This is a genomic window from Maridesulfovibrio sp., from assembly GCF_963676065.1.
Taxonomy (GTDB): Bacteria; Desulfobacterota; Desulfovibrionia; order Desulfovibrionales; family Desulfovibrionaceae; genus Maridesulfovibrio.
The window spans coordinates 1,596,869-1,618,027 of the sequence record NZ_OY780933.1 but is presented as its reverse complement, the minus strand read 5'-3'; the positions used below and the strand labels follow the sequence as shown (position 1 = coordinate 1,618,027).

Here is a 21,159-nt window from a genome sequence, read left to right as displayed (position 1 = left end):
GGACTCCTAGTAGTCTCTCCAAGATTGAGCGCTATGTCTTCCTGCCTGGGGATTATAACTTTCCTTGATCGGGCTAGGAGGTTGCGAGTTCCCACGCATCCCAGCAATTGCAGGATTAAGTGCAGGCTCATAATTAGCCTTAGGAGTAGAAGGAGAGTCTCCGTACATTTCATCAACAATTGCAAGAAAACGCTGCGCATATCCGCGTGCTCTGCTGTCGGCATTGCTACTTGCAATCTGTTCAATGCGCTCAATCAACATTTCTCCGTCATTGGATGAAAACACCTCTTCTGGTGAAAGCTGTCCACTCTGCATAGCAGCAAAGGTTGCAACTAAAGACTGATCTCCGGACTTATCCTTGAGGTACTTGCTAATGTCAGTGAGCTGCTGACGAGCTTCTTTAAGGGTCAACCGTTCTCCCCTGCCATCGGAAGTGGGCAAAATAATGTCATCCTTGTCTTGTTCTTTTAACCCATGCTCAAGTTCAATTGCTTTTCTTTTATTCAGCCCTTTCACGCCCTCAAGAGCAATACCTGCGTCGCGATTCCATCTGATTTTATTCCGTTCATTGTCAGCCTTGACGTTTTCGAGATTAAGAGCCTGCCTTCTCGCACTGCGGGCTTTCAAATAGTTTGCAGGATTGGAAAGGCCCATGATGAGCATATCCTGCAGCCTGTCCATCATTTCTTCCTGTGTCTTGCCTTGTGCGCTGAGAATCGCTTTTCCATCACGGTTGATAATGGAAAAGGTGTTGCTATTTCTGTCCCACTGAGGAGTATAGCTTTTGCCTTTGCCTAAAAAGGTCTGCCCCATAGCCCCGGTAAGAAAGTTAGGATCACCGGAATTCTCAAACTGGAAAAAGCCACGCGCCATGAGCGCCATGTCCTGTTCGCGTTCACGCTCTGTCTTGGCATCATCATAGGCATTGTTTTCCTGCCCCGCCTTCATGGTGCCGGGGTTGACTTTCAATGCTGTACGGTATTCATGATCGTCATTAATACCCTGTTGGAGAACCTGATTTTCAAGGTCGCGCCGGAGATTCAAAGCCTGATGAGTTTCACCTTCCCATTGATGTTTATCTTTCTTCCAATCGTGTTGCTCCTCAACTCTTTGATCCTGATCATGTAGGCGCATGCCCTGAACTATTCCGTTAAGTGCTGATCCTGTAAAATCTGACATACCTCCTCCTACCTTGCTGAATATGTACCGTTAAGTCCCGCTAATGCTGTCGTCCCTGTTGCCCCAGAATTGCCGGATGAAAACATGCCGCTGATCTGGTTTCCAATATTGCCCCAGTTTACATTACCAAGGGCCTGAGCTCCTTGTCCTAGTAAGTACCCTGCTGTCTGGTTGCTGGATGAAGCAGCATTGCTGGCTATTCCGGCAAGACTCGCCGTATTAGCGACACCTGAAGACATCGCGTTAAGAGCGGAGCTCAACGTTGCACTTCCATTTGGGTTCTCTTTTTGCACCATAGGTAAGCCTCGACGGTAATTGAGAGCATTGGCTTTACGATTCAAAGCCTCTGTCTGCCCCCGCTGGAAAGCTGAAGTTTTACCCCCGGCCAAAGCCAGGGCTTGAGCGGTATTTGTGGACTTGTTGGTGTTAGCGAATCTGCCGGAATTAGGGTTCACCCCCATCCGTCCGAGGTTCCGTGAATTGATAGCTTTCTGCTGTCCGAATGCCTGATTAATGTCAGCACTGGACCTTGCTGCATATTCCTGTCCCAACGCTGAACCAGATTTACCTGCCTCGGCAATCATCTGGTCTTCTATTGGACGGTAGTTTTCAATGTTGCGTTGAGTCTCGTCGAGAATCGCAGCTTTAAGAGGCCGGTTAGCCTCCATGTCAAGCAAGGCTTCTTTCACCTGAGCTTCTTCAAGAGGTCCGTAGACACTCTTATATCGCGCCCACTGTTCTCTGCTGAACGCGACTTGATCTTTTGCGGCATCGCCAGCGGCATTGTAATATTGTGCGGCAGTGTCATTAGTCTGAGAACCTTGATACATTGCGTATGCTGTTCCGGCTAAATCGGCGGCTCCTGATAGGAGACTTCCCCAGCTGCCAAGACTATCCCAGCCCATGATTCCTCCGTGGTTTATGTTATGGAGAAATCAAATAGCGGGTGAGAGGGGTGATGAGGTGTTTTATTTGGAGATTTATTTTTTGCTACGTACTTCCCAGTAGTATCGGCAGACTCTTTGAGTTACAGACTCTGGAGTACCGGGAGAAAAAGTCAAAGTTGACCCGTCAGGAAAATCCACAACCAGTGGCCGTGTGTAAATTTTTTTAAACTCCTCGTCCGAGAAAGGGCTCTTTTCTTTCTTATCCGAGCCTCTTTGAATCTCATTAAGCCGCCTCTGAATATCATCATAATCCAGAACAGCCCGCACGGTCATAATCACGACCATGGAGCCTGATTCGTTGAACCGCCACTTCTCTTCGGCGCTCTCAACCTTGATCAGTGCTGCCGTGTAGCTGTTGATCTCGTCCTTGGTCAGCATGCCGCTTTCAGCTTGAGTATGGCCCATGACCAGAATCCCGGCTTTCTCCAGCATCTTACGCTTTGCTTCAAGGAAGCACATAGAACGGGCATCATTCTTGGAGTCATTATCACCGAGAACGTAGGTATGGGTTTCCGTTACTACCTGTGGGGCTGCGAAGGCGGAAGTGACTAAGAGGAATATTGCTAGTATAGAGAGGAATATTTTTTTCATAAGAACCTGCAAGCTTTTTAATTATTTACCATCAAACGTTGTGCTTTTTTTAAAAGGAATTTTGAGTCTATCCCCTGATCTTCACATTTAAATTTAATCTGACGTTTAATGTCTGCGGGGCTAATTACCAGCCAAACTTTTTTATCTTCAAATGCCGACTGGTTCCACTTATTAAGGTCAGCGAAGATATCCATTATTCTTTCTCTGTTGCTATTTTGAATCGCGTCAATTGTCGTCTCGGAAAGGTCAGAAAGTTTTTCTTTACGGAGTTCCAGCAGGTACGACTTTGAATCGAAACGACTCAAGGCTTTGAAAGAGACAAAGCCGCCGTTCCCTATAACACCCCCCAAGAAGGAGAAAAAAGCTATAATTACCAGTATGCCTAGACTTTTCTTCACAACACGCCTTTGTTATTCTTAAATGTAATATCTTAGCCCGTACCCCAATATACACTAAATAACAACTTTACAAAAATATATCATATCCGCCGAGGAAAGTTATTACTTCCCCCGGCGGTTTCTCATCAAACCCACTCGCTATTTGATTTTCAAAGACCAATTTTCAAATTTCTAAATCAACGTATACCCATACCCATTGTATGGGCTGAATCCACCATAGCTAACTGCTGTTGACGCGCTGGGCTGACTGGTCGTCTGTGCCGCCCCCGCCGAGGCCATCATAGTCGGCTGCTGATAGTACTGTTGTCCGGATCCTTCAGGTGTTGTAGAAAAATTGCTTCTATTCGGAGCGGAAACCCCGGCGACCTGCGCGGTCTGAGCAAGGTCTAAAACGCTGCCCATCGTGCTTAGTGCGGACATAGGACCGAAAGCGCTGGTCAAGCTCATCTGCCCTAACGCCTGCGTGATCTTGCCGCCGATGCCGCCCATGGCCTGACCGGTGAGCATGCCGCCAACCCCCATCCCGGCTTGGATAGGGGTTGAGTATCCGGCTCTGCCCCCGAAAACTCTGGAGAAAACACCGCCCGGCTTAAGCCCCATCGTGCCGTCTTCGGAAAAGGTCAGATCTCGGGCGAGGTCGTTGATTGCCTCTGCCGGTGTCTGAGTCAGCCCCAGTGCTGACATCACCGGACCATTCATTGTTTCAAGCGCAGACAGTGCTCCCTGTCTTGCATTGGTACCCATGAGCGAATCAGGAATGGAATCAAGATTTCCCGCATCAAAGGCGGATAAGTAGGCATCTTGTTGCGTATGAGGTAGCCCCATATTTTGCATGTTAGACATGAGCCCAGTCCGGATATCATTCCAGCCCGTATAGGCCCGCTGCTGTATTCCCCTCTTGCCCGACAGATATCCGCCGTAATTCGTATTGCGCGGATCGCCTATGCCATACGGATTCCCAATATTACCCGGCGCATGCTGCCATCCTGCGGTAGTGGTCATCATGCCATTGCCTATTCCTGTGGGCTTACCCACAAGATTCCCCGCTTTGTCGTAGATGCCAGTGAGGTTTCCTTTATTGTCGTAAGTGCTGGTAAGATTTCCGGCGGCGTCATGAACACTGATCGAGCCTGCATTGCCACCGCCGAAACCACCAGATCCCGGCGTCCCTGTAGCATCCTTATAGCCTCCGCGAACTCCTGCTTCGTGAGCAGTCATACCGCCGGGATTGCTGCTGCTGAATCCACCAGGTCCACCACTGCCGGCATTCCCCATGCTACTGGCACCATGTCCACTAGCTGTCCCATCAAAGCCCATTACGCACCCCACTCATTTTCTTGAACATTAACAATCCGTCCCTTCTCGATGCTTACAGCAGTCGTTCTCGTTTCCAGAACGCCATCAGTCAGACGAACTTCCACAATAGGGTTTAAGACCCCAGTAAAACCGGACTCCATAGACGCGACGGCTCCCGGTAATTCTTTATGCAGGACTACGGTTTCACCCTTAGTGGTACCCCCGTAAAAACGTATACGGATAACCCCGATCAGTGATGTCAGGATGTTATATAGACTTCTGTCCTCAATCTTTGGCAGTGTAGGTAGACTAGGCAGTCGCATTAACTTAGCTCCGATACTGAGGTTACGAGATGGATTTCTTTAACAGGACGCGATCCGGTAACCTCCACTTCCCAAGACTGGGCAGAATACCCGCCGGGGAGCCTGAATGGGTAGCCGTCCACAACTTCGCAGGCATGACGAAGTTTGCCGTTACCATACAAGCGAAAAACAACCGGAGCCGGGGGTGAATACGTTGCAGCCACAACATCAAGACGACTGCCGTTCATGGCGTAACGTCCCAGATGTCCATCATTTAGACATCCACCGGGGTTCGCTTTAATCTCTTCACCCTCCTGCCCGATAAGCTTGTCGCGGATTACTGCCCATTCTTCGGCGGTAACAACATCCGGAGGGTCACACATGACCTTGGCTGTAGAAAAATTGAGCGTGTGAGGAGTGCGAAAATCCTTACTCCGCCATTGCATGACATGCGGAGTCATAGAGTTTTGAGCCCATGACAAAACCTTGTGTCCATCCCCTCCAGGTACGGCCAGACACAAATCATCTTCCGGCCGCACGTAACCGGCCACAGCATTCAGGGAGATATCAACCAGCCTTGCGGCAGGCTCTACCGGATCGACGATGAAGCCCTTGCCACCGGAATCAGGATGATGAAAACCGATATACTTGTCAGCGTGAATGTAACCGTGGATTGTCTCAGGTTTCAGCTTATCCCACTCTCTACGTGTGAACAGGTCGCGGGTGATCAAATTAACGCCTGTCAGGGTAACAGAAACCAGCCCCTGCGTTGACGGGTAGATTACACCCCATCGACTGGACACAATACCGCGCTTGCTCACACAAGGGGCAATGTCGTCGAAGCTATCCATACTGGCCGTTGCCGGATCGGCGCATTGCACCAGATAGACAAGTGCCGAGGTTAGCACCACCAACACCGAACCGATACGACCCAACCCTACAATGTCGTAGTTGGTGGTCAGTTGATATTTAGTAGGCCATGCATACGGATGATACGGTTCTGAAAAACAAACAGTCTTGCCAGTAAATCCGGCCATAATGCCACCGGGAAGGGCAATAAGCCCGCGCATGTCTGCCGGAGGAGGCACAAAACCCTCAGTCGAAAGGGTTTCGCCCAGATCGCTGGAAGCTATGGAGTCCGTATAAGATTCAGCTGCCGCATCAATCTCCGCGACAAACTGAAACTTGGTATCGCTGCTGCCTGTATTGGAACGGTAAATTCGTTTCTTTACTACAAAGCTATCGGCTGAAGGAACTGATATTCCAGATAAGGAAACGGTAGAATCAATTTTAACATCAACCACAGTTGAAGCCGGGGAGATATCGCCCTCCTCTCCGAGGTCGGTTACATAAGTAATTACGTAAGTGCGGGATTCAGTAACGTCTCCGGTACCGCCAACGACAGAAACTGACGGAGCAGAAATAGGTGCAGGGACACCCAATGTCCTCAGTGCAACTACATCGTCGCCGTCCTCGTTGACGGACATGTCGTCGTTCTTAAATAAGGAGGGGGCACGAAACTCAAACGAGCAGTAGACCCGATTCAAATGATCCTCATAGATAGGGCCTTGAACAAAGTCCGCGTTCTCATTGAATGTCAGCCACCTATCCTGATAGAGAAACAAAGCCTTCACGCTTCCTGCCGCAAGCTTACCCAGCGCAGAGGGACGAGGCATAGGCCGTAGTTCCCCGGCGTATAGATCAACGTTAGTGGCTATCTGCCCCTGCTCCGCTCTTAACTTCTGCGCAGCAAGCCTAGGGGCCATACCCATAAACGAATTAATTGAAATTCGCATGGACTAGCCCATCCTTTCAGGGAGGATGCTCAAGTCTTTGACTGTCCATCCCGCAGGAATCTTCATAGCCATAGCCAGAGCACGAAGGGCCGGGTTATCTTCAAAGACAATTTTTTCACCGGAAATTTCCAGACCGCCAGAAGTAATTGCACAAGTTAAAGAGCAGGGAAGATCGAGTAGTCTATCAGGAATGGATACAGATTCAGGGACTGCCGGGAGTTCTGTTGCCGGAATTATGGTTGTGGTATACACATACGGTACATAGCACATCTGAATTTTACCGATACCATTGGTTGAACCACTCTCTGACGTAGAAACATCTACCTTATAGTATTCATATGCCTGATCTGGGGATACCGGGTATTGTCTCTGTTCTCCAGCACTCCAGTTAGGTTGATCGGTTTTAGTGTCAAGAATAGTCCAGTTAATACCATCATTTGATCCACGTAAAACCCAAGAAGTGGCTGTATAGTCTCTATCCCAGTTCAACGATGTTGCCGCCCATAGATCATACCCAGTAATTAACCTAGGTTCTGGTAAATGAACTTGCCACCAACCGATTAAATCAGGGCACGCCCATCCGTAAGCATCTGGTCCATCACCAGCAGCTTCGTACGCTGGGCCAGCACCAACATCAGCCGATGCGGTTACAGTAAATCCGTCTTGAGTATAATCAGACATAGTTGGTAATACAGGTGTCGCATTACCTTCATTAACAGTCTCACTCACACTGCTTACTTCTTGTTCCACACCATCAACAATAAGGCTGTTGAAAATTCCTCCTTCAGTATAAATTTCAGTGGCGTATCCACCATTAACGTCAAACGATGTGGTCGTAGGTGTGCCAGTCAGTGTAAGTGATTGTTCCGGGCTCATATATTCACCCGTGGCGCCTACGCCGACCTTAAGAGTGGCGTTAGATTTTTTTACTGCCATAGCAGGAATACTTGGTAGAGCCTCGGTTAGAGTTACACTATATACGCCTGTATTTTCCGATACTGTTAATACCGTTCCCTGCCCCGTATCCGCAAAAATAATATCGCCGACCTCAACAGGTTCTTGGGTGTCAAAGCCGGTAGTTGTGGAGTTGAATGGTAAAAGCGACACCCAAAGAGGATCAAGGTACGCCGATGCCGGAGCAGTTGTTAGCGGCGTAGCGAGCGTCAGTGTATAAAGGTTGTTCCCGTGGTCAACGACACTTACAACCTGACTGCGCCCTTGATCGGTAATAACAAAGTGCCCGGGCAGAATTGCGATCGCACATGTAACCTTGAGGACACTGGCGGTAGATTCAACCTGAATTTCCATCACTACCGGATTAGTCAGCAAGTATTTCATGATAGCAGAAACTAGCTGTTTACCGTCCGCATGATCCTTGCTTTTGGTTGCAATCCATTTATCGGGATCACCGGAAATAATCGTGCTTCCTTCTACGGTGTGCCCCTCGGTTATTTCCATGTCATCAGGAATCAAAAAAGACATGAGCGTACCGAAAACGACTACCAAAAAGTCAATACTGCAAATCCGCTTGATATTCTGGATGCCGCAAATAGACGCAATCTTATCTCTGGCTACACCGCAAACCTTTACAATCTCAGCCATGGCTCACCTCTCTATTATGCGGTTTTAGTCTCAATAACGATGAAGCTAGGCTTAAAGTTAATAGTTGACGTAGATATAGCGACACCTATGGGCTGCACAAACTGACCGTCAGCGCTCGGCGGAGTCTGGGTCAATTCTCCCTCGTTCAGGGACAAGTACACAGTCCCTCCGGTCCAGTTCCATGCAGAATTTGTAACGGTCCCGCTTTCAAGATACCTACCCCGTTCTCCAGCGTTCACGCCGTTGGGCTCTACACACATATAAAATCCGGGCAGAGAGGCAGCAACGTCAGCATCCGCCTTACCAGCCTCGAAATCAGGTGCCATATAGACAACCTCACCGAACTCGGTGCGTGTCTTTGCTGTCAGCCACAAGAAAGGACCGGAGAAAGTACCCGGAGCAGGAGAGGAATCAATCTGAAAAAGATCACGCACGGCTTCGGCCGGCAAGCCTAGATAGACATAGTCGCCTGCAACAAAAGCCTTCGCCGGATGCTCGTCGCTTGCCCCGCGTTCCACGGTCAAAACATCACCGTTTCTGCCAGTGACCCTCATGACCTCTACGTCTCCCGGATTGGATAGAGACTGTATGGTTATGTATGAATAATCGTTACCATTGGGATATTCAGGGAATCTTTCACCCTGCCCTAATGATAGAGTAATGGTCGTCTGGACGTCGGTAATACCTGCTCCGAGTGTCCCGTAACCGTTATTATTGAATTTTAAACCCATGACTTACTCCTAATAAAATTCACGCTGAAAATTGATCGGGACGGCTCCATCGGGGCCTTGTCTCAGCCCTTCGGCCTCCATGTTCGCTTGCGAGTCCATAAAACAGGCTCCGCCGTACTGAGCATAAGTTGCGAGAGCTACAGCCACTGTCTGCGAATGCATATCGACTTCCCCACTAATAACCAGAAAACCAGTGATGTCAGCTTCTGTCTTTGCGTCAAACGACGCAGTCGCTTTACGAATAAAAACTCCGCTGTGGTTCGGAAACTCTATTAGGGTCAGCCCACAGTTCAGACCGGGCATTAGCTCATGCTCCATTTCACCTGATTCAGATCAAGGGCGAACCCCAAGCCAGCCTCAAGAGGCCGGGAACCACCGATCATTGCCAGCGCGCCGAACGCGATAACATTACCGTCGGTTGATGCATCCAGTAGAACTGCATGGGTTGGAGTACCGCCGGGGGATGTTGCCACGGGGAATACATATGCGGTTTCGTTGACTGACTCGCCGTTAACAGCTGCCGAAGTTGTCTGAGTCACAGCGTCACGCACTTTGACCCGGCTGTAGTTGCCGTACTCAATTTCCTGAGCCACAGTCAGATCGTTGTCGGCCAGTCCGGTATCTGCGGTGAACAGCCCCAAGTAGAGGCTTTCGGGCGGAGTTATTGCCTCCCCGCGCAGATACATATCCAAAATTTTATTGTTCTCATTCTTGGTGAACGGCATATGCTCTCCTTAAATAAATCGTATGGCCTGCACTCTCAGCGACTTGCGAGAATTCGCTGTGTTCTTGTTGCGGCGAGACATGTTTATTTTGTTTTGAAATTCTCTGCGGTAAGAATCCACCTTTCCGAGATTAGACCAAGTCTTATTTGGTATGGACGCCAAATCCCTTTTCGCTCCGAACCCGATGGCCGCGGCATGTGAAGACAAAAGAAACTGCGGGCATGTCTTTGCGTTGTGTGCGGGCTTGACCGCCACGGTCATAACCAAAGCGTCCGTCAACGTTTCAGTAGGCGCAGGAATCAACTGCACCCGGGCAGGTTCATAGGTGCGATAGTAGCGGGGCGCCCGGTCTTTCAACGATTCCCAATTGCCCATTCTGGATAGATCGGAATCATTCAGTGGTTGAAGCTCAGTCCTGCTAAGCTCGTTGCCCTGCTCGTCTCTACGGACAAATACAGCTTTAATGATTGCTGTTACCTCTGCGTCATCCGGGGCATCCGGCGTATACACAGCATGACCGCCAATAATCGCACTTGGTTCGCTGACCATTTCCCAAAGCTGCGTTTCCTCACAGAACTCAATAGCCGCCCTTCTCGCAGCGTCAGCTACAACCTTGCGGGGGCACCCGGTCATATCCGGCTTGATATATGACTCGAACTCTTTCCACTTAACAGCCATTACGCACCTTGCCCGCTATATGGTTGCAGCTGTCGGTTAGGAGTGAAGGCAATCTTGGCCTTGGCTTCCTCTCCCAAAGAGAGATAAAACTGACTCAGGTACTGAGCTGCCTTCTGAAAATCAGTAGGAGCGGCATCGTCAGTACAAAAAGCCCGGTGCATCATGTATTTACGGATGGTTCCCTCGTAGGCCTCATCAACTACAATTGGATCACCCATGTCCTCGATTCTGGCCGGAGACTTGGAGTAAACCATCTCAACAAACACCGAATCCGCCGGCGGCGGAGTCACATAAAAAACCGTGGGGTTGGTGTCATCAAATGTGAAGTTGTCGATTTCGTCCTCAGGATCGTCCATATGCCAAGAGGTGTTGGCGTCATCCAAGGCATCACGGTCAGTAATCTGAACCGGATAACCTGGAGTTTCACCGTCAGCACCCATATTTCGCACTATATCCAGCAAACGGAATCCTCCGGCAGGAATTGTCTGTCTGGTAGAACCCGCAGCCAGTTTGACCGATTCGGTAACGGCTCTTGTATCAGGCCGCAAACTGACGAGCTCACGACACGCCGAGGTCAGGTAGTCGAACATATCGTCGTCCGTCCACCTGATCCCGTCAGCGTCGTGCAGGTCTTTGCGGACCCTGTTTATGATTGTTGAGGCTTTCATGGACTATACGCCGGTCTTGGCCCTGATAATGGCGATGGCCTCGGCCTTCTTGATGGTGTTAGGCATGTCGAGGTTGAATCTGGCCTTAGCATGGCTGCGAAGCTGCATTACGGTCATGGATTCGAGGTTGTCGGAATTATCAGCCGCAGACTGTACGTCCTCGGCTTCTTCCTTATCGAGTTCATCCTTCACAGCCTGCGCAATCTCGGCCTGTTTAGCAGTCAGGACAATTACACCGGGAGTCTTGAGATTCTCCGGGGTGGATTCCAGGTATTCGCCGTTATAAAGATTGATAGCCAGATCAGACTCAACCAGTTCTGCTGCACTTGCTGCGGAAGGATCAGCCACAAACTTCTTGCCGTCCGGTTTCAGGCTTGTCCGATAACGCTCCATTTCTGCTTTGGACATGAGCCGCATATCTTTGCGCCCGGCAGTCCTCTCATCGAAAGGGAAAACCACGCCATCATCACGTATAAGGAAACTTACTTCAGCCATATTTACTCCAATTAAGGGGAGCCGAACTAACGACTCCCCTGCTTAGTTGTTACTATTTACCGGTTGCGTACAGAACGCCCATGACTTCAGGCTTGATCACTTCAAAACCGTAAACCTGCAGACCACGAAGAATATCTCCGAAGTCGGTGGGGTTTTTGAGGGTTTCATTCTTGACCAGCTGAGAAGCGAAAGTCAGTCCGCTTTTGTGTCCGAAGGGAATGGAAGCACAATTGTCAGTGCCGTCAACCACATGCTTAATGTTCAGGGATTCATACAGAGTAAAATCCCCGATAACGCCCAAACGCCCGGAACGCAGAGAGGACTGACCATCACCAGTGAGGGAGGCGTCCTTGAGGTCAGAGAGCAGCGCACGGGTCTTCATCCACGGAGGGATGCCCATCCAACGGCCAGTGGCAGGCGCTTTCTGTTCAGAAAGGATCTGTCCGCACTCAACGATTTTATCGAGCACATTGGCCTTGGTTAGTTCTACAGGAGCGCCAGCAGTTCCGAGGTTGATGTTTCCGCACTGCGCACCAGCTGTTGCGCCGATGTTGCTTGCATGAGCGTCAGCGGGAATAGCAGAAAGAACATCAGTATCAATGACGATCTTCATTTGCTCACTGGCATCTTCAGCCCACTTATCCATGAACTCGTAGTCAGACTGAGCCTTATCGACGTCAAAGATGTTGACGCCGTAGTACTTGCCCTGATCAATCAGCAGGTCGACAGTAGCCGAGTTCGGGTTTTCATAAACGAGAGGGGTTCCCTTCTCGTAGTCGTTAATGGTGATGTCCGGGGTCAGCCGGATTTTTACAGTATCGCCCTTGTCTTTGATCTCGCCCTCATAGTCTGTGTTTGAGATATGAGTCAGAATCGAAGCGCCGTAGAACTTTACGAGCAGTTTGCCCGAAAAGATTACCGGGATGTTGGTCCCGCTATGAGACGGGACACCGTTTACAGGAAAAGCCATATATGACCTCGCTTGAGGGCCGCGCTAAGGGCTATCGGATACGCCCTTCTTTGTTTGCGCGGGATATTTCGTAATCAAGTTTGGCCGCATCTTCACCGGAGCTGATCAGCTTTCCACACGCTTCAAACGGATAACCGCCTCCTGCTTCAGCCTGTGACCATCTCTGGAAGAACACCTGAATGTCACCATTTGAGAAGGTCGGAGCGTCAGCGGGAGGAGTTCCCCCTCCATTGACCTGAGGTGCAAGGTGCTCCTCAAGATCGGGCTGAGCAGGTTTTTTAACCTGCTCTTCTTCGGGAGGGGTTTTGGGGGCTGCAGGGGCTTTGCCAGATTCAGTCAGGTAACGATTGAACAGCTTTGCTGTCCTTATTACGTCACCATTCTGGGCATGCTGATTCAAGGTTTCCCTGAATCCGTTTTCGTCCAGCCAGGAATTAAAGTCAGGATCGGTATTCAACCGTTCCCATTCAGCACACTTCTTGGTCAGCTTTTCACCAAAAGTGGCTTGTGCCTGTTGTCCCTGAGTCTCCTGAACTCCCTGAATCTGTGATTGCAGGGTGCGGATTGTTTCAGCCTGTTTGTTGACGAGGGTTCCTTGATTCTGGAAAGCGTCAACATAGCCGTTCAGAGTGTTTACAATCTCGACAATCTCCGGCCCGTAATCGCCAAAGCTTTCAGGGTTGAGTTTGTCGACACTGCTCGGTTTTGATGCGGCGGGTCCTTCCGGGGCTTTCCGGCTTTCTTCAAGTTGTCCTTTCAGTTCTGTCATTTCCTCACGGATAGACATGAGCTGATTGGACAGTTCGCGATTGTCAGCATGGAGCCTCGGAACCTCTGAGTTGTACTTTCCCTGAAGGGTATAAAACTTCTGTTCCCAGTTTTCGCCGGGCTGCGGTTCAGGCTTGGGCTTAGGATCAGCGGGAGAATGAGGCTGCTGCTCTCCGGGAGCCTGATCAGGATTGTCATCCCCGGTCTTCCTTTCATCACGCATGCGAGCTTCTTCCTCGTCGGCCAGTTCACCCAGTGCGCGAACCTGCGCGGGCATTCCTTCAAATTTATCCTTGGACATAAGTACAACTCCTTCGAGAGCCATTCAGCTTTGTCCGGTCATTTTACAGAGCCTACCCGGTGAGGTGTTCGGCTTTGGCTTGCCGAGTCTCCCGGTTAATGCAGGTGTTCCGCTCAATGCTGTTCAAAACTGTCCGGTATTCCCGGTCATGAGGGTTAATGTGGGCCCTGAGCATGGAGATTGACTTGCGAGGTCGGGTGTTGGATAGTTTAGGTTGCCACACCGGGCTATCCAGCCCGAACCGCGCAAGGCTCTCTGTTCCATGTGTTCAGGGGGCCTTGCCATTGAAATTTATTCCTTAAGCATTACGGCGGATCTCCTCCGCAACTTCAAACGCTTTCAGTATCTCGGTGTAAGCCTGACACTTCCCCTGCATCATGGGGAAAAGGTCGGTCGGGGCTGATTCCATCTGTCTGTGCAAATTCTCCCGTTCTTTTTCGATTTCCTTGATGATGAACTTCCCTCCATGACTTTCAGCTACTGAGCATAGAGCGTGTGCAATCTGAGTCTTGTTATGGGAATCTTTTTTATTGTGGGGAAAAAACATCACTTATCCTCCGGGAAAAAGATTTGCTTCCATACCGCCCTGTACGGCTCCGGCGTCATCTACTGCCCTTCCCATGGGTAGCTGTTGTTGAGGCTGTCCTTGCGGGGCTTGCCCACCGCCAAGAACTTGCTGAAGCTGTTGATTTTGCGCGGACAGCTGCTGGATGATCATGTCCTTGTTGTTCTGAGCGGCTATGACTTCCTTACGCGGGACAATCTCGTCAGCACCAATATCCAGAGCCTGAAAAAATCCCCGAAGGAACTCGGCCAGTCCTTCAGGTCCGATCATATTCAGGACTGCCGGACTATTCAGAATGATTTGCATAGCCTCATTGCGGCGCACGGCCTGCTGCTCTTTGGCAACCAGTGCGGACGATCCACGAGCAACTATCTTACAATCGCCCTGCAACGCAGGATCAGGCTGATAAAGCATCACCCAGTCGAAAAGGGCTTCAACCGGCGGTCTGATTGTTCCCTTGTCCATGTTGCGGATAACACCCTTGATTCCTCGGGCAGCGTTGCTGATAAGCATTGCAAGTCCGGAACTGGTTCCCGCTGCGCCCTGAGTCTTACCGGTGCCATATGAGTATTTGGGAACCCCGGACTTGTTGTCTGCTTCATTGGAAAAAAATTCATAGGTCTTCATCAGTTCGCCCACATTTGAATTAGGCTGGAAAAACCAGAGCGGAGCCTGCCCGGAAGGTTTGTTCTCCATGTTGAATTGAAAGATTTTCCAAGGATGGAGTTCAGTCAGGTCTTCGCCGGGGTCCATAGCGCTAACATCAACACCAACCATAGGACCGGAAGCCAGTCCCATATTATTGATCATGCTGCGCACAGTGGCGTTTGCGGTACGCTGACAATCCCGGATCAATTCAGGGATTCCACGCCCCCAGAAAGAACCGGCTACGTTGCGAAAGCTGGCTTTGTAGATAGGTTTGCGGCCCAGCGGATCAGCGTTAAGGGTCGCTTTGAGGACATAGGAACCGCACAACCAAACCTCCGCATCATATTCCGCAAAAGGATCAGGAATACGTTCAGTCGGAACCCCGTGCATAATGAGCATACGTCCCTGTACACTTCCAAAATATTGCAGCACGTCGATTTTACCGGAAGGGTCGGAAACAACCTGTCCACGGTCTTCGAGTTGTTCACGAGTAGTTTCGTTGTCCATGGCAAGCCAGTTGGTCATGCCGGAGCTATAATGGTCCAGAACCTGCCGTATTGCGTCGTCGTCAAAACTTTTCACTCCGATCATAGAACTCAAAGCCTTACGACTCATACGGTGACGGACAATGATGTCTCCGTCCTCGATGCTGGTGGCTGAAGGACCGGGATAAACATCAAATGGAGAAATTCTTCTGAAGGTCAGAACCAGCTTTTCAGCCACATGAGGATGAGATTTTCCTGTTTCGTCCTGCCTCCATTCGAGCTGCTTCTTGCGAACAACCAGCGGACCGTAAATGAACCCTGCGGGCTGTTCGACAATGTCCTCAATCATCTCGTCAAGAGCGTCTTTAAAATTGGATTCAACAGCTATATCCCGCATCTTAGCTTCTGCGCGGTCAGCTCTCTTCTTGGCTTCTTTGGTAATAGCTCGGAGGTTATCGTCATAAAGAGTCTTGAACCGCTCCATAATCTGCGGCTGAATGTCGCGGAGCCGATCTTCTACGTCCTGGTGTGTAGCCTGCTGTCCGGTTATCTGCTGGTACATCTCCACGTCAGACTGAAGCATCTGCATAGCCTCAATTTGAACCTGCTTTGCTATGTCTTCAGCTATTTCAGGCGGAAGGTCCGGCATAGGAGTTGGGTCAATCCCCCATGGCTCCTCACCCGGCTGCATGAGAATATCCCGTATCCATGAGGCCGCACCGCTGCACTTTTCGTCAACAAGCATCATATAGACCTCTGACCCTCCGGTAGACTGGATCTCCGCCAAATCCATCGGATCATATTCGCCCTTCCGAGCGCGGGCACATTCGATCATGCGCTTTTCAATGGGCTGCTTGGCCTGTTTAGCCGCCTGCCAAGAAGTACGGACATGAGCAGCAAGACCCACTATTTCAGGACGGGATTGACGTAAGTCTGTTCTACGCTGCGCCTCTGCCTTCTCCTGCTCCTCAAGAACAGAATTGGGAATTACGGACAGCATCCCTTTCTTAAACCCCGTAGGTTGGCCTGTGACTGCTTGAGGTAGAGCTGTCTGCATTATGTCCATCCTCTCCTTGAAACTTTTTTGATTGGGCGGGACTTGAACCCTCGTCCTCTGCCGCTAAACAGCGGGCAGGCCATTGCAAGCTGCTGAAATGCATCTGCTCCGTTTGAGCAGATGTCGTGCAGGGGCTGTGATGAATAAGTCCCGAGCACGTCGTTAAATTTCTTGCGGTATCCTTCCAGTCTCTGAATACCCAGTGAGCAATGCTCATCATCAAACCAACAAAGACTTAGTGCATTACGAGCAGCTTCAATGGAGTCTGACTTCTGTCCAACCCTTGGGACTACTTGAAAATCAATCCCAAGCTGCCCAGCCCGCTTAATCCTGCTTATCCCGGTTCCCAATTCCCGGACCTCCAAGTCGTGAGGCCCGTAGTGAGTCCCGTAGAAGAAATCTCTCTCAACCCTCTTTTCCTGAAGGACTCTGGCGTAAAATTCCAAGCCTTCGCCGGAATTTTCGTAGTAATCGACCAGTCTGCACTCCCGGCCAATGACCTGAACAAACCAGATTGCCATTACATCGTTCATCCCAAGATCCCAGTATGTGTCGACGGACACTCCGCCCTGAACCGGAACCCGGCAAATCCGTCCTTCTTTCCGAATCTTCTGGAACTGACTGGAGAAGTAAGCCCCCTGAATCGTCTGTTCAAAAGCTTCGGCAGGAGTGGACGGAAACTCCTGCTTCATGTCGTCACCAAGAACCGCGTACCTTTTGACGTACCAGGCCTTTTGTTCAGGCTCTAAGGTGATGCCAGTTTCCGCTTCGACCTTGGCGAAGTAGTCCTGCATCTCCTTGGTGATCTGCACCCCGTGTGGATCAAGCCGGTATTCCGGATGCTGAAACCATGAAAAGAACCAGAACTTAAAATCTTCATCTGTCAGTTTGCCGCCTGAAAGCTGAAGATTCTCAGCCTCGGTACACAGTTCGTAGAACTTGCCGAGGCGACCTTCAGCAGTAGACTCAATGTCCACACGCATCCCGGTATGAACTGCGTTTAAGGCCCCGGTGATGATCTCCTTGGCCTTCTTGGGATACTGGGCACAGATTTTACCGAACTCGGAGACATGCAGCCTTTGCAGTGTCCCTGAACGAAACGAGGTCGAAACCCTGATCGAGGAGCCGTTTGCAAAGGCCAGCTTTCCTGCCTTGTCGGTAGTTGCCGGATTCGCCGCCCTTATTTCTTCGGGCAGTCTGTCGTAGGCAAACTGAATCTTGTCTTCAAAGAACTCGTGGGCATCTTCCTTTACGTGGGCGATGATCCCAGCCTTAAAATTTTTCTTAAACAGGCAGTCGTCTAAGGCGTCGATACAAGCAAATGTTGTCAACCCCAGCTGTCTTGCCTTCAGGATGATGTTTCGAGAGTGAGCGTCCTTGTTGAAACGAGACTGTGCCCAGTTGGGCTTGAACTTGATCTCTTGGCCCTTTACGTCCTTGATGTAGTAAAGGTTCTCAAGTCTCCATTTCTTGCTATGGACGTTCTGTTCAATCTCCTGCAGGGTCATCATCAACCCCCATGACTTTCGCGAAAAAGCCGACTACCGCTTGCTTGCCTTCGTCATCCTCAAAGCTGACCTTCTTTTTCTCCGGCGCATACATGCCCTTCATTTTCATAGCCATGTCGAGAGCCTTCTGCTGAACTCCTAAATTTTCAACCTCAACGGCTGTTTTAACGAGACCATCCTTTTGAAAAAACTTGGTTTCTTTGGCATCGAGCAGCGAAACGAGCTTTAGCTTTAAAACACTCTCGGAAAGACCCGCATCATCAAGCCAGTCGTTTATTTGCTTCTCGCATTCCCGGCGGTTGACGTAGCCGATCTTCTTAAAATTATCCTTGGCGCACTTGTACCCGGCGGCTCTCGCAGACTCTGCGGCGTTGAGGTATGTTTTCGGGTCGCTCTGGTCGAGATAGTGACAAAGCCAAATTTCGCGCTTGCTTGCCATTACTCAGCCTTCCACCATTCCTTAGAAACATTGACCATGACCGGCTTCATTCCCTTTTCCATGAGATAGGAAAAACCGTAGTCATGAGCGACAAGCTGGCCGTCGAGCCAGCCGAAATTTTGTATTTTGAGGTCAGTTAAGAACCGGGGCATCTTGGCAGGCTTCTCGTTCCATCCAAGAGCCTCCGTCCTCTTCATGAGCAAACATTTGCCGTTGTCACTGATCCTCAGGACCGGAGCGAACCACTTTTCAGCCTCAGTCCCTTTGACCGTATTCCAGATTTCGTATTCAAAAACGTTCTGGAAGTTCCCAGCTACGGTTTCAAACTTGATGACCAACGACGGATCAGGCCCGAACTCGTACACGTCACGACTCATGCCTGTGCCAAGCTGCTTGCCTACACATAGGTCGAGGAGATCGCGAGATACGACGTTTCCGAATAGATCCCAGACGTTAGTTGCCATTTATTTCTCCAATGACCGCTTAATCCAGCCGATGTCGGCCTTGATAGTTGATAACTCCTGCAACACCCGGTCATAACGGGCCTGCTCACGCTCAACTGTGTCAAGGCGGGCAGATGTTTCACTGGCCCACCAGACACAGGTTGCAAACTGGAGCACCAGAGCAAGAATCACAGACAAGCCGAGATTCCTGTCGATCTGCCAGCAACTGGCTTGTATTGCTTCTTTTGGTGCCATGAACGCCTCTACTCCACAGTCAGTTCAGGGTAAGCTTCAATTTCAGCGGCAAGTTCCTGCAGAACTTCCAGCCCCTTGGGCTTATATCCGCCATTGCAGCACTTGAGGCCCAGCTGAACACCCAGACCGATAAGAGCGGCAGGAGCAACACCAACACCGGCCAGAGCCGCAATACTGGTCACGACTCCGCCAATCTGTTCAGCGTTCTGGTCAGTAACTTCGATTTCTTCAATCCAACTCAAATCCATAATGGGTTACTCCCTTGCGCCTCTCAGCTTCTTCCAGATGTTCATGGCTTCTTTCAGCATGTCGGCTGCAATCTGGCTCTGCTGGCGGTAAATACGTTCAGCTTCGGCAGAATGGTCAGCGGTTGCTATCTTCCAGAGTTCAGCACAGCGAGTAGCTTCAAGGATGCAAGGCTTAGCGAGGTTCATAGCCTGCACAAAGTCCGCCGCGAGAATCTTCTGGTCAGCAGTCAAGCTAGGCTTAATCTGGTTGTACTGGTGATAGGTAGCCTTCCATGACTCCATGAGAATGATGGAATATTCCACGCTCTGGTCAGCCGGAGGAAGGTCCGAAATCTTTTTGAATGCGCAACCCTGAGTCAGAGCCACGAGTAAGATAAAAACAAGAAGTAAAATACGCCGCATTATTTGCCCTCCTTGTTTTCAGGGAGTGCATTCTTTGCATGCCCCCAGTTAAAAACAATCGCGTCCAGCACCTTACGCAGAACAATCAGAAACTGATCATCCTTTGGTGTGGGGGTTGCAGCGGCGATAGCGGCCAGAAGAGGCCATGCTACAAGCAACGCGACTGCGATTTCATAGATACTCACATTCACGCTTTTTCCTCCTTGTAAATCAGGGGATGAACGGCCCGTTCCCACTTCGGAGCAAACCACGCAACAAAGCCCGGCTTGAATCCCCAATCGAGGAGTCTAGCCGAGACATGTAACGAATTCAGTTTGTCTTGGAGGATGGACCGCAAAATCATTCCCCACTTGGTTAAGTTCAATCCAAGTACCCGCGCTTTCTCATGAGTCGGGACGGAGGGCCGACGGGAGGCTTTCCTGAACGAAAACAGCGGAGGGCTACGGGTCTTGGATTAGTAGCCTGCATTATAACCCGGACTTTTGGGCATGTCGGGCTAGAGCTAGGCCAGAGCTAGGCCAGAGCGAGGGTAGGGGGGGGTTGACAGGGGTTCTTATGGAGAGGATAATTGCGGGTATGAATGAATACCGCGAAGAAATTGACCATATCTGTGACAACATGAAAGTCGGCGAATGTGCTGCGATTTCAATAGGGAACTTCGAGAAGGCATATCCTTGCGGCTTCCCCTCCATCTATAAAACACATGAGCAGGCCTTTCTGTCCTCGAAAATAGGCTCCTCTTTTGGCGCATGGCACGTTGAATATTTCCACGAGCAAGGACAAGTCAGGATATTGCGATGCAAAGAAGGTGGAAAGAGGGTCTATGTAGATCCTGATCGTGAGCACTTATTCAAACGGATGCCTGACGGATCTTTAGAGCGGGTATGAGATACAACTGGATTCAAATTGATCTACTCGGTGACAGATGGATAGCATACGGCTGTGAGCACTTTGGGAAGAACGAGGAGCTGTACGAGTCCAAAGATCGGGACGAGGTGATTTTGAGAGCAAGCCGTTATGGACTTCCGGTTTTATGTGATAGCCGAGCGGTGGGTGTTCTTGATAGGCTCCTACGCGCAGGGAGAGGTAGCTATGTGGATAAATGATGCAGTAAAAAAAGCAATCTTCACACTCGGACAACTCGAATCCGAGTGGAAATACCAGATTCATGAAAGTGCCCGCGCTTTCGCCCATGTGAATCCTGGCCCTCCGCCTAAGACTTCTTCCTTCCCTTCGACACTCACATTTACTGGCGGATACGGCTTCACGTACAATATTCCCAGCGAAAGAGCGATGTTTCTGCTTGGGCTAGGCCAGAGAATGGAAAGGGTGGGCGATGAGATGGGCTTAATCACGCTTGATTCTGAACTTGTTCACTACTCAACTGGATACCCTCACGAACATATTAAACAATTCAAAAAAGCCCAACGCGAAAGCAATAGACATTGCATACACGCTGAGCTGAGTACTACTTTCTGGCGTAAGATGCGTGGTGAGATTTATGACATTGAAGGTATCGCGGCAAGTAACAAGCTTGGAATTGACGTGGGTGACGTTGGCGCTTTATTCGGTGCCATTGTCCACGTATTCCCAGACGGCAGAAATACACCTGACGTCAGGTTTGCGAAGTAAACCCTAGTCAATTGCCCGCTTATTCCACGG

Annotated in this window: 27 protein-coding genes; 2 read left to right on the top strand and 25 right to left on the bottom strand. The window is 50.1% G+C overall.

Features of this window, described 5'->3' with window-relative positions; genetic code table 11:
* Positions 1 to 6 precede the first annotated feature (6 nt).
* From ACKU35_RS07270 to ACKU35_RS07150, 25 genes are all read right to left on the bottom strand, one after another.
* A complete protein-coding gene (locus ACKU35_RS07270) occupies positions 7 to 1,179 on the bottom strand; it encodes a hypothetical protein (RefSeq protein WP_319764542.1) in 1,173 nt (390 codons plus the stop codon).
* A gap of 8 nt (positions 1,180 to 1,187) precedes the next feature.
* Positions 1,188 to 2,084 carry a hypothetical protein gene (locus ACKU35_RS07265; RefSeq protein ID WP_319764540.1) on the bottom strand — a complete coding sequence of 299 codons (897 nt, stop codon included), beginning with the start codon at positions 2,082 to 2,084 and terminating at the stop codon, positions 1,188 to 1,190.
* 75 nt (positions 2,085 to 2,159) lie between these two features.
* The gene (locus ACKU35_RS07260; protein WP_319764539.1) at positions 2,160 to 2,717 is read right to left on the bottom strand and encodes a hypothetical protein; all 558 of its coding nucleotides are present in this window, start codon (positions 2,715 to 2,717) and stop codon (positions 2,160 to 2,162) included.
* Positions 2,718 to 2,734: 17 nt separating this feature from the next.
* A complete protein-coding gene (locus tag ACKU35_RS07255) occupies positions 2,735 to 3,115 on the bottom strand; it encodes a hypothetical protein (RefSeq protein WP_319764537.1) in 381 nt (126 codons plus the stop codon).
* A 171-nt stretch (positions 3,116 to 3,286) separates the two neighbouring features.
* The gene (locus ACKU35_RS07250; RefSeq protein ID WP_319764535.1) at positions 3,287 to 4,432 is read right to left on the bottom strand and encodes a hypothetical protein; all 1,146 of its coding nucleotides are present in this window, start codon (positions 4,430 to 4,432) and stop codon (positions 3,287 to 3,289) included.
* On the bottom strand, positions 4,432 to 4,734 hold the full coding sequence (locus ACKU35_RS07245) for a hypothetical protein (protein WP_319764533.1): 303 nt from the start codon (positions 4,732 to 4,734) through the stop codon (positions 4,432 to 4,434). Before ACKU35_RS07245 ends, ACKU35_RS07250 begins: the two co-directional genes overlap by 1 nt.
* Positions 4,734 to 6,509, bottom strand: coding sequence for a hypothetical protein (locus ACKU35_RS07240; protein ID WP_319764531.1), 1,776 nt, complete (start codon positions 6,507 to 6,509; stop codon positions 4,734 to 4,736). Before ACKU35_RS07240 ends, ACKU35_RS07245 begins: the two co-directional genes overlap by 1 nt.
* Positions 6,510 to 6,512: 3 nt before the next feature.
* A complete protein-coding gene (locus ACKU35_RS07235; protein ID WP_319764529.1) occupies positions 6,513 to 8,111 on the bottom strand; it encodes a discoidin domain-containing protein in 1,599 nt (532 codons plus the stop codon).
* Between the two features lie 14 nt (positions 8,112 to 8,125).
* On the bottom strand, positions 8,126 to 8,842 hold the full coding sequence (locus ACKU35_RS07230) for a hypothetical protein (protein ID WP_319764527.1): 717 nt from the start codon (positions 8,840 to 8,842) through the stop codon (positions 8,126 to 8,128).
* A gap of 9 nt (positions 8,843 to 8,851) precedes the next feature.
* Positions 8,852 to 9,145, bottom strand: a complete 294-nt coding sequence (locus tag ACKU35_RS07225) for a hypothetical protein (protein WP_319764525.1) — start codon at positions 9,143 to 9,145, stop codon at positions 8,852 to 8,854.
* Complete coding sequence (locus tag ACKU35_RS07220; RefSeq protein ID WP_319764523.1) at positions 9,145 to 9,567, bottom strand: hypothetical protein; 423 nt, start codon at positions 9,565 to 9,567, stop codon at positions 9,145 to 9,147. Before ACKU35_RS07220 ends, ACKU35_RS07225 begins: the two co-directional genes overlap by 1 nt.
* Before the next feature lie 9 nt (positions 9,568 to 9,576).
* Complete coding sequence (locus ACKU35_RS07215) at positions 9,577 to 10,245, bottom strand: hypothetical protein (protein WP_319764521.1); 669 nt, start codon at positions 10,243 to 10,245, stop codon at positions 9,577 to 9,579.
* Entirely contained in the window at positions 10,245 to 10,913 is a 669-nt protein-coding gene (locus ACKU35_RS07210; protein WP_319764519.1) for a DUF6682 family protein, read from the bottom strand. The genes ACKU35_RS07215 and ACKU35_RS07210 overlap by 1 nt, the downstream gene beginning before the upstream one ends.
* Positions 10,914 to 10,916: 3 nt before the next feature.
* Positions 10,917 to 11,408, bottom strand: a complete 492-nt coding sequence (locus tag ACKU35_RS07205; protein WP_319764517.1) for a hypothetical protein — start codon at positions 11,406 to 11,408, stop codon at positions 10,917 to 10,919.
* A 52-nt stretch (positions 11,409 to 11,460) separates the two neighbouring features.
* Positions 11,461 to 12,378 carry a hypothetical protein gene (locus tag ACKU35_RS07200; RefSeq protein ID WP_319764515.1) on the bottom strand — a complete coding sequence of 306 codons (918 nt, stop codon included), beginning with the start codon at positions 12,376 to 12,378 and terminating at the stop codon, positions 11,461 to 11,463.
* A gap of 31 nt (positions 12,379 to 12,409) precedes the next feature.
* On the bottom strand, positions 12,410 to 13,471 hold the full coding sequence (locus ACKU35_RS07195) for a hypothetical protein (protein ID WP_319764513.1): 1,062 nt from the start codon (positions 13,469 to 13,471) through the stop codon (positions 12,410 to 12,412).
* Positions 13,472 to 13,745: 274 nt separating this feature from the next.
* The gene (locus ACKU35_RS07190; protein ID WP_319764511.1) at positions 13,746 to 13,997 is read right to left on the bottom strand and encodes a hypothetical protein; all 252 of its coding nucleotides are present in this window, start codon (positions 13,995 to 13,997) and stop codon (positions 13,746 to 13,748) included.
* Entirely contained in the window at positions 13,998 to 16,202 is a 2,205-nt protein-coding gene (locus ACKU35_RS07185; RefSeq protein WP_319764509.1) for a hypothetical protein, read from the bottom strand.
* Positions 16,202 to 17,713, bottom strand: coding sequence for a hypothetical protein (locus ACKU35_RS07180; RefSeq protein WP_319764507.1), 1,512 nt, complete (start codon positions 17,711 to 17,713; stop codon positions 16,202 to 16,204). The genes ACKU35_RS07185 and ACKU35_RS07180 overlap by 1 nt, the downstream gene beginning before the upstream one ends.
* Positions 17,691 to 18,149 carry a hypothetical protein gene (locus tag ACKU35_RS07175; protein ID WP_319764505.1) on the bottom strand — a complete coding sequence of 153 codons (459 nt, stop codon included), beginning with the start codon at positions 18,147 to 18,149 and terminating at the stop codon, positions 17,691 to 17,693. Before ACKU35_RS07175 ends, ACKU35_RS07180 begins: the two co-directional genes overlap by 23 nt.
* Positions 18,149 to 18,613 (bottom strand): hypothetical protein, encoded by a 465-nt coding sequence (locus tag ACKU35_RS07170; RefSeq protein ID WP_319764503.1) that lies wholly within the window; start codon positions 18,611 to 18,613, stop codon positions 18,149 to 18,151. Before ACKU35_RS07170 ends, ACKU35_RS07175 begins: the two co-directional genes overlap by 1 nt.
* Positions 18,614 to 18,847, bottom strand: a complete 234-nt coding sequence (locus ACKU35_RS07165) for a hypothetical protein (protein ID WP_319764501.1) — start codon at positions 18,845 to 18,847, stop codon at positions 18,614 to 18,616.
* An 8-nt stretch (positions 18,848 to 18,855) separates the two neighbouring features.
* Positions 18,856 to 19,095, bottom strand: a complete 240-nt coding sequence (locus ACKU35_RS07160; RefSeq protein WP_319764499.1) for a hypothetical protein — start codon at positions 19,093 to 19,095, stop codon at positions 18,856 to 18,858.
* Between the two features lie 6 nt (positions 19,096 to 19,101).
* A complete protein-coding gene (locus tag ACKU35_RS07155) occupies positions 19,102 to 19,497 on the bottom strand; it encodes a hypothetical protein (protein ID WP_319764497.1) in 396 nt (131 codons plus the stop codon).
* Positions 19,497 to 19,682 carry a hypothetical protein gene (locus ACKU35_RS07150; protein ID WP_319764495.1) on the bottom strand — a complete coding sequence of 62 codons (186 nt, stop codon included), beginning with the start codon at positions 19,680 to 19,682 and terminating at the stop codon, positions 19,497 to 19,499. The genes ACKU35_RS07155 and ACKU35_RS07150 overlap by 1 nt, the downstream gene beginning before the upstream one ends.
* 370 nt (positions 19,683 to 20,052) lie before the next feature.
* Between ACKU35_RS07150 and ACKU35_RS07145 the strand changes: the two genes are divergently transcribed.
* Together ACKU35_RS07145 and ACKU35_RS07140 are read left to right on the top strand one after the other, a co-directional pair.
* Positions 20,053 to 20,385: a hypothetical protein gene (locus ACKU35_RS07145; protein ID WP_319764493.1), complete on the top strand. Its 333-nt coding sequence runs from the start codon at positions 20,053 to 20,055 to the stop codon at positions 20,383 to 20,385.
* A 171-nt stretch (positions 20,386 to 20,556) separates the two neighbouring features.
* A complete protein-coding gene (locus ACKU35_RS07140; RefSeq protein WP_319764491.1) occupies positions 20,557 to 21,129 on the top strand; it encodes a hypothetical protein in 573 nt (190 codons plus the stop codon).
* The last annotated feature ends 30 nt before the right edge of the window (positions 21,130 to 21,159 follow it).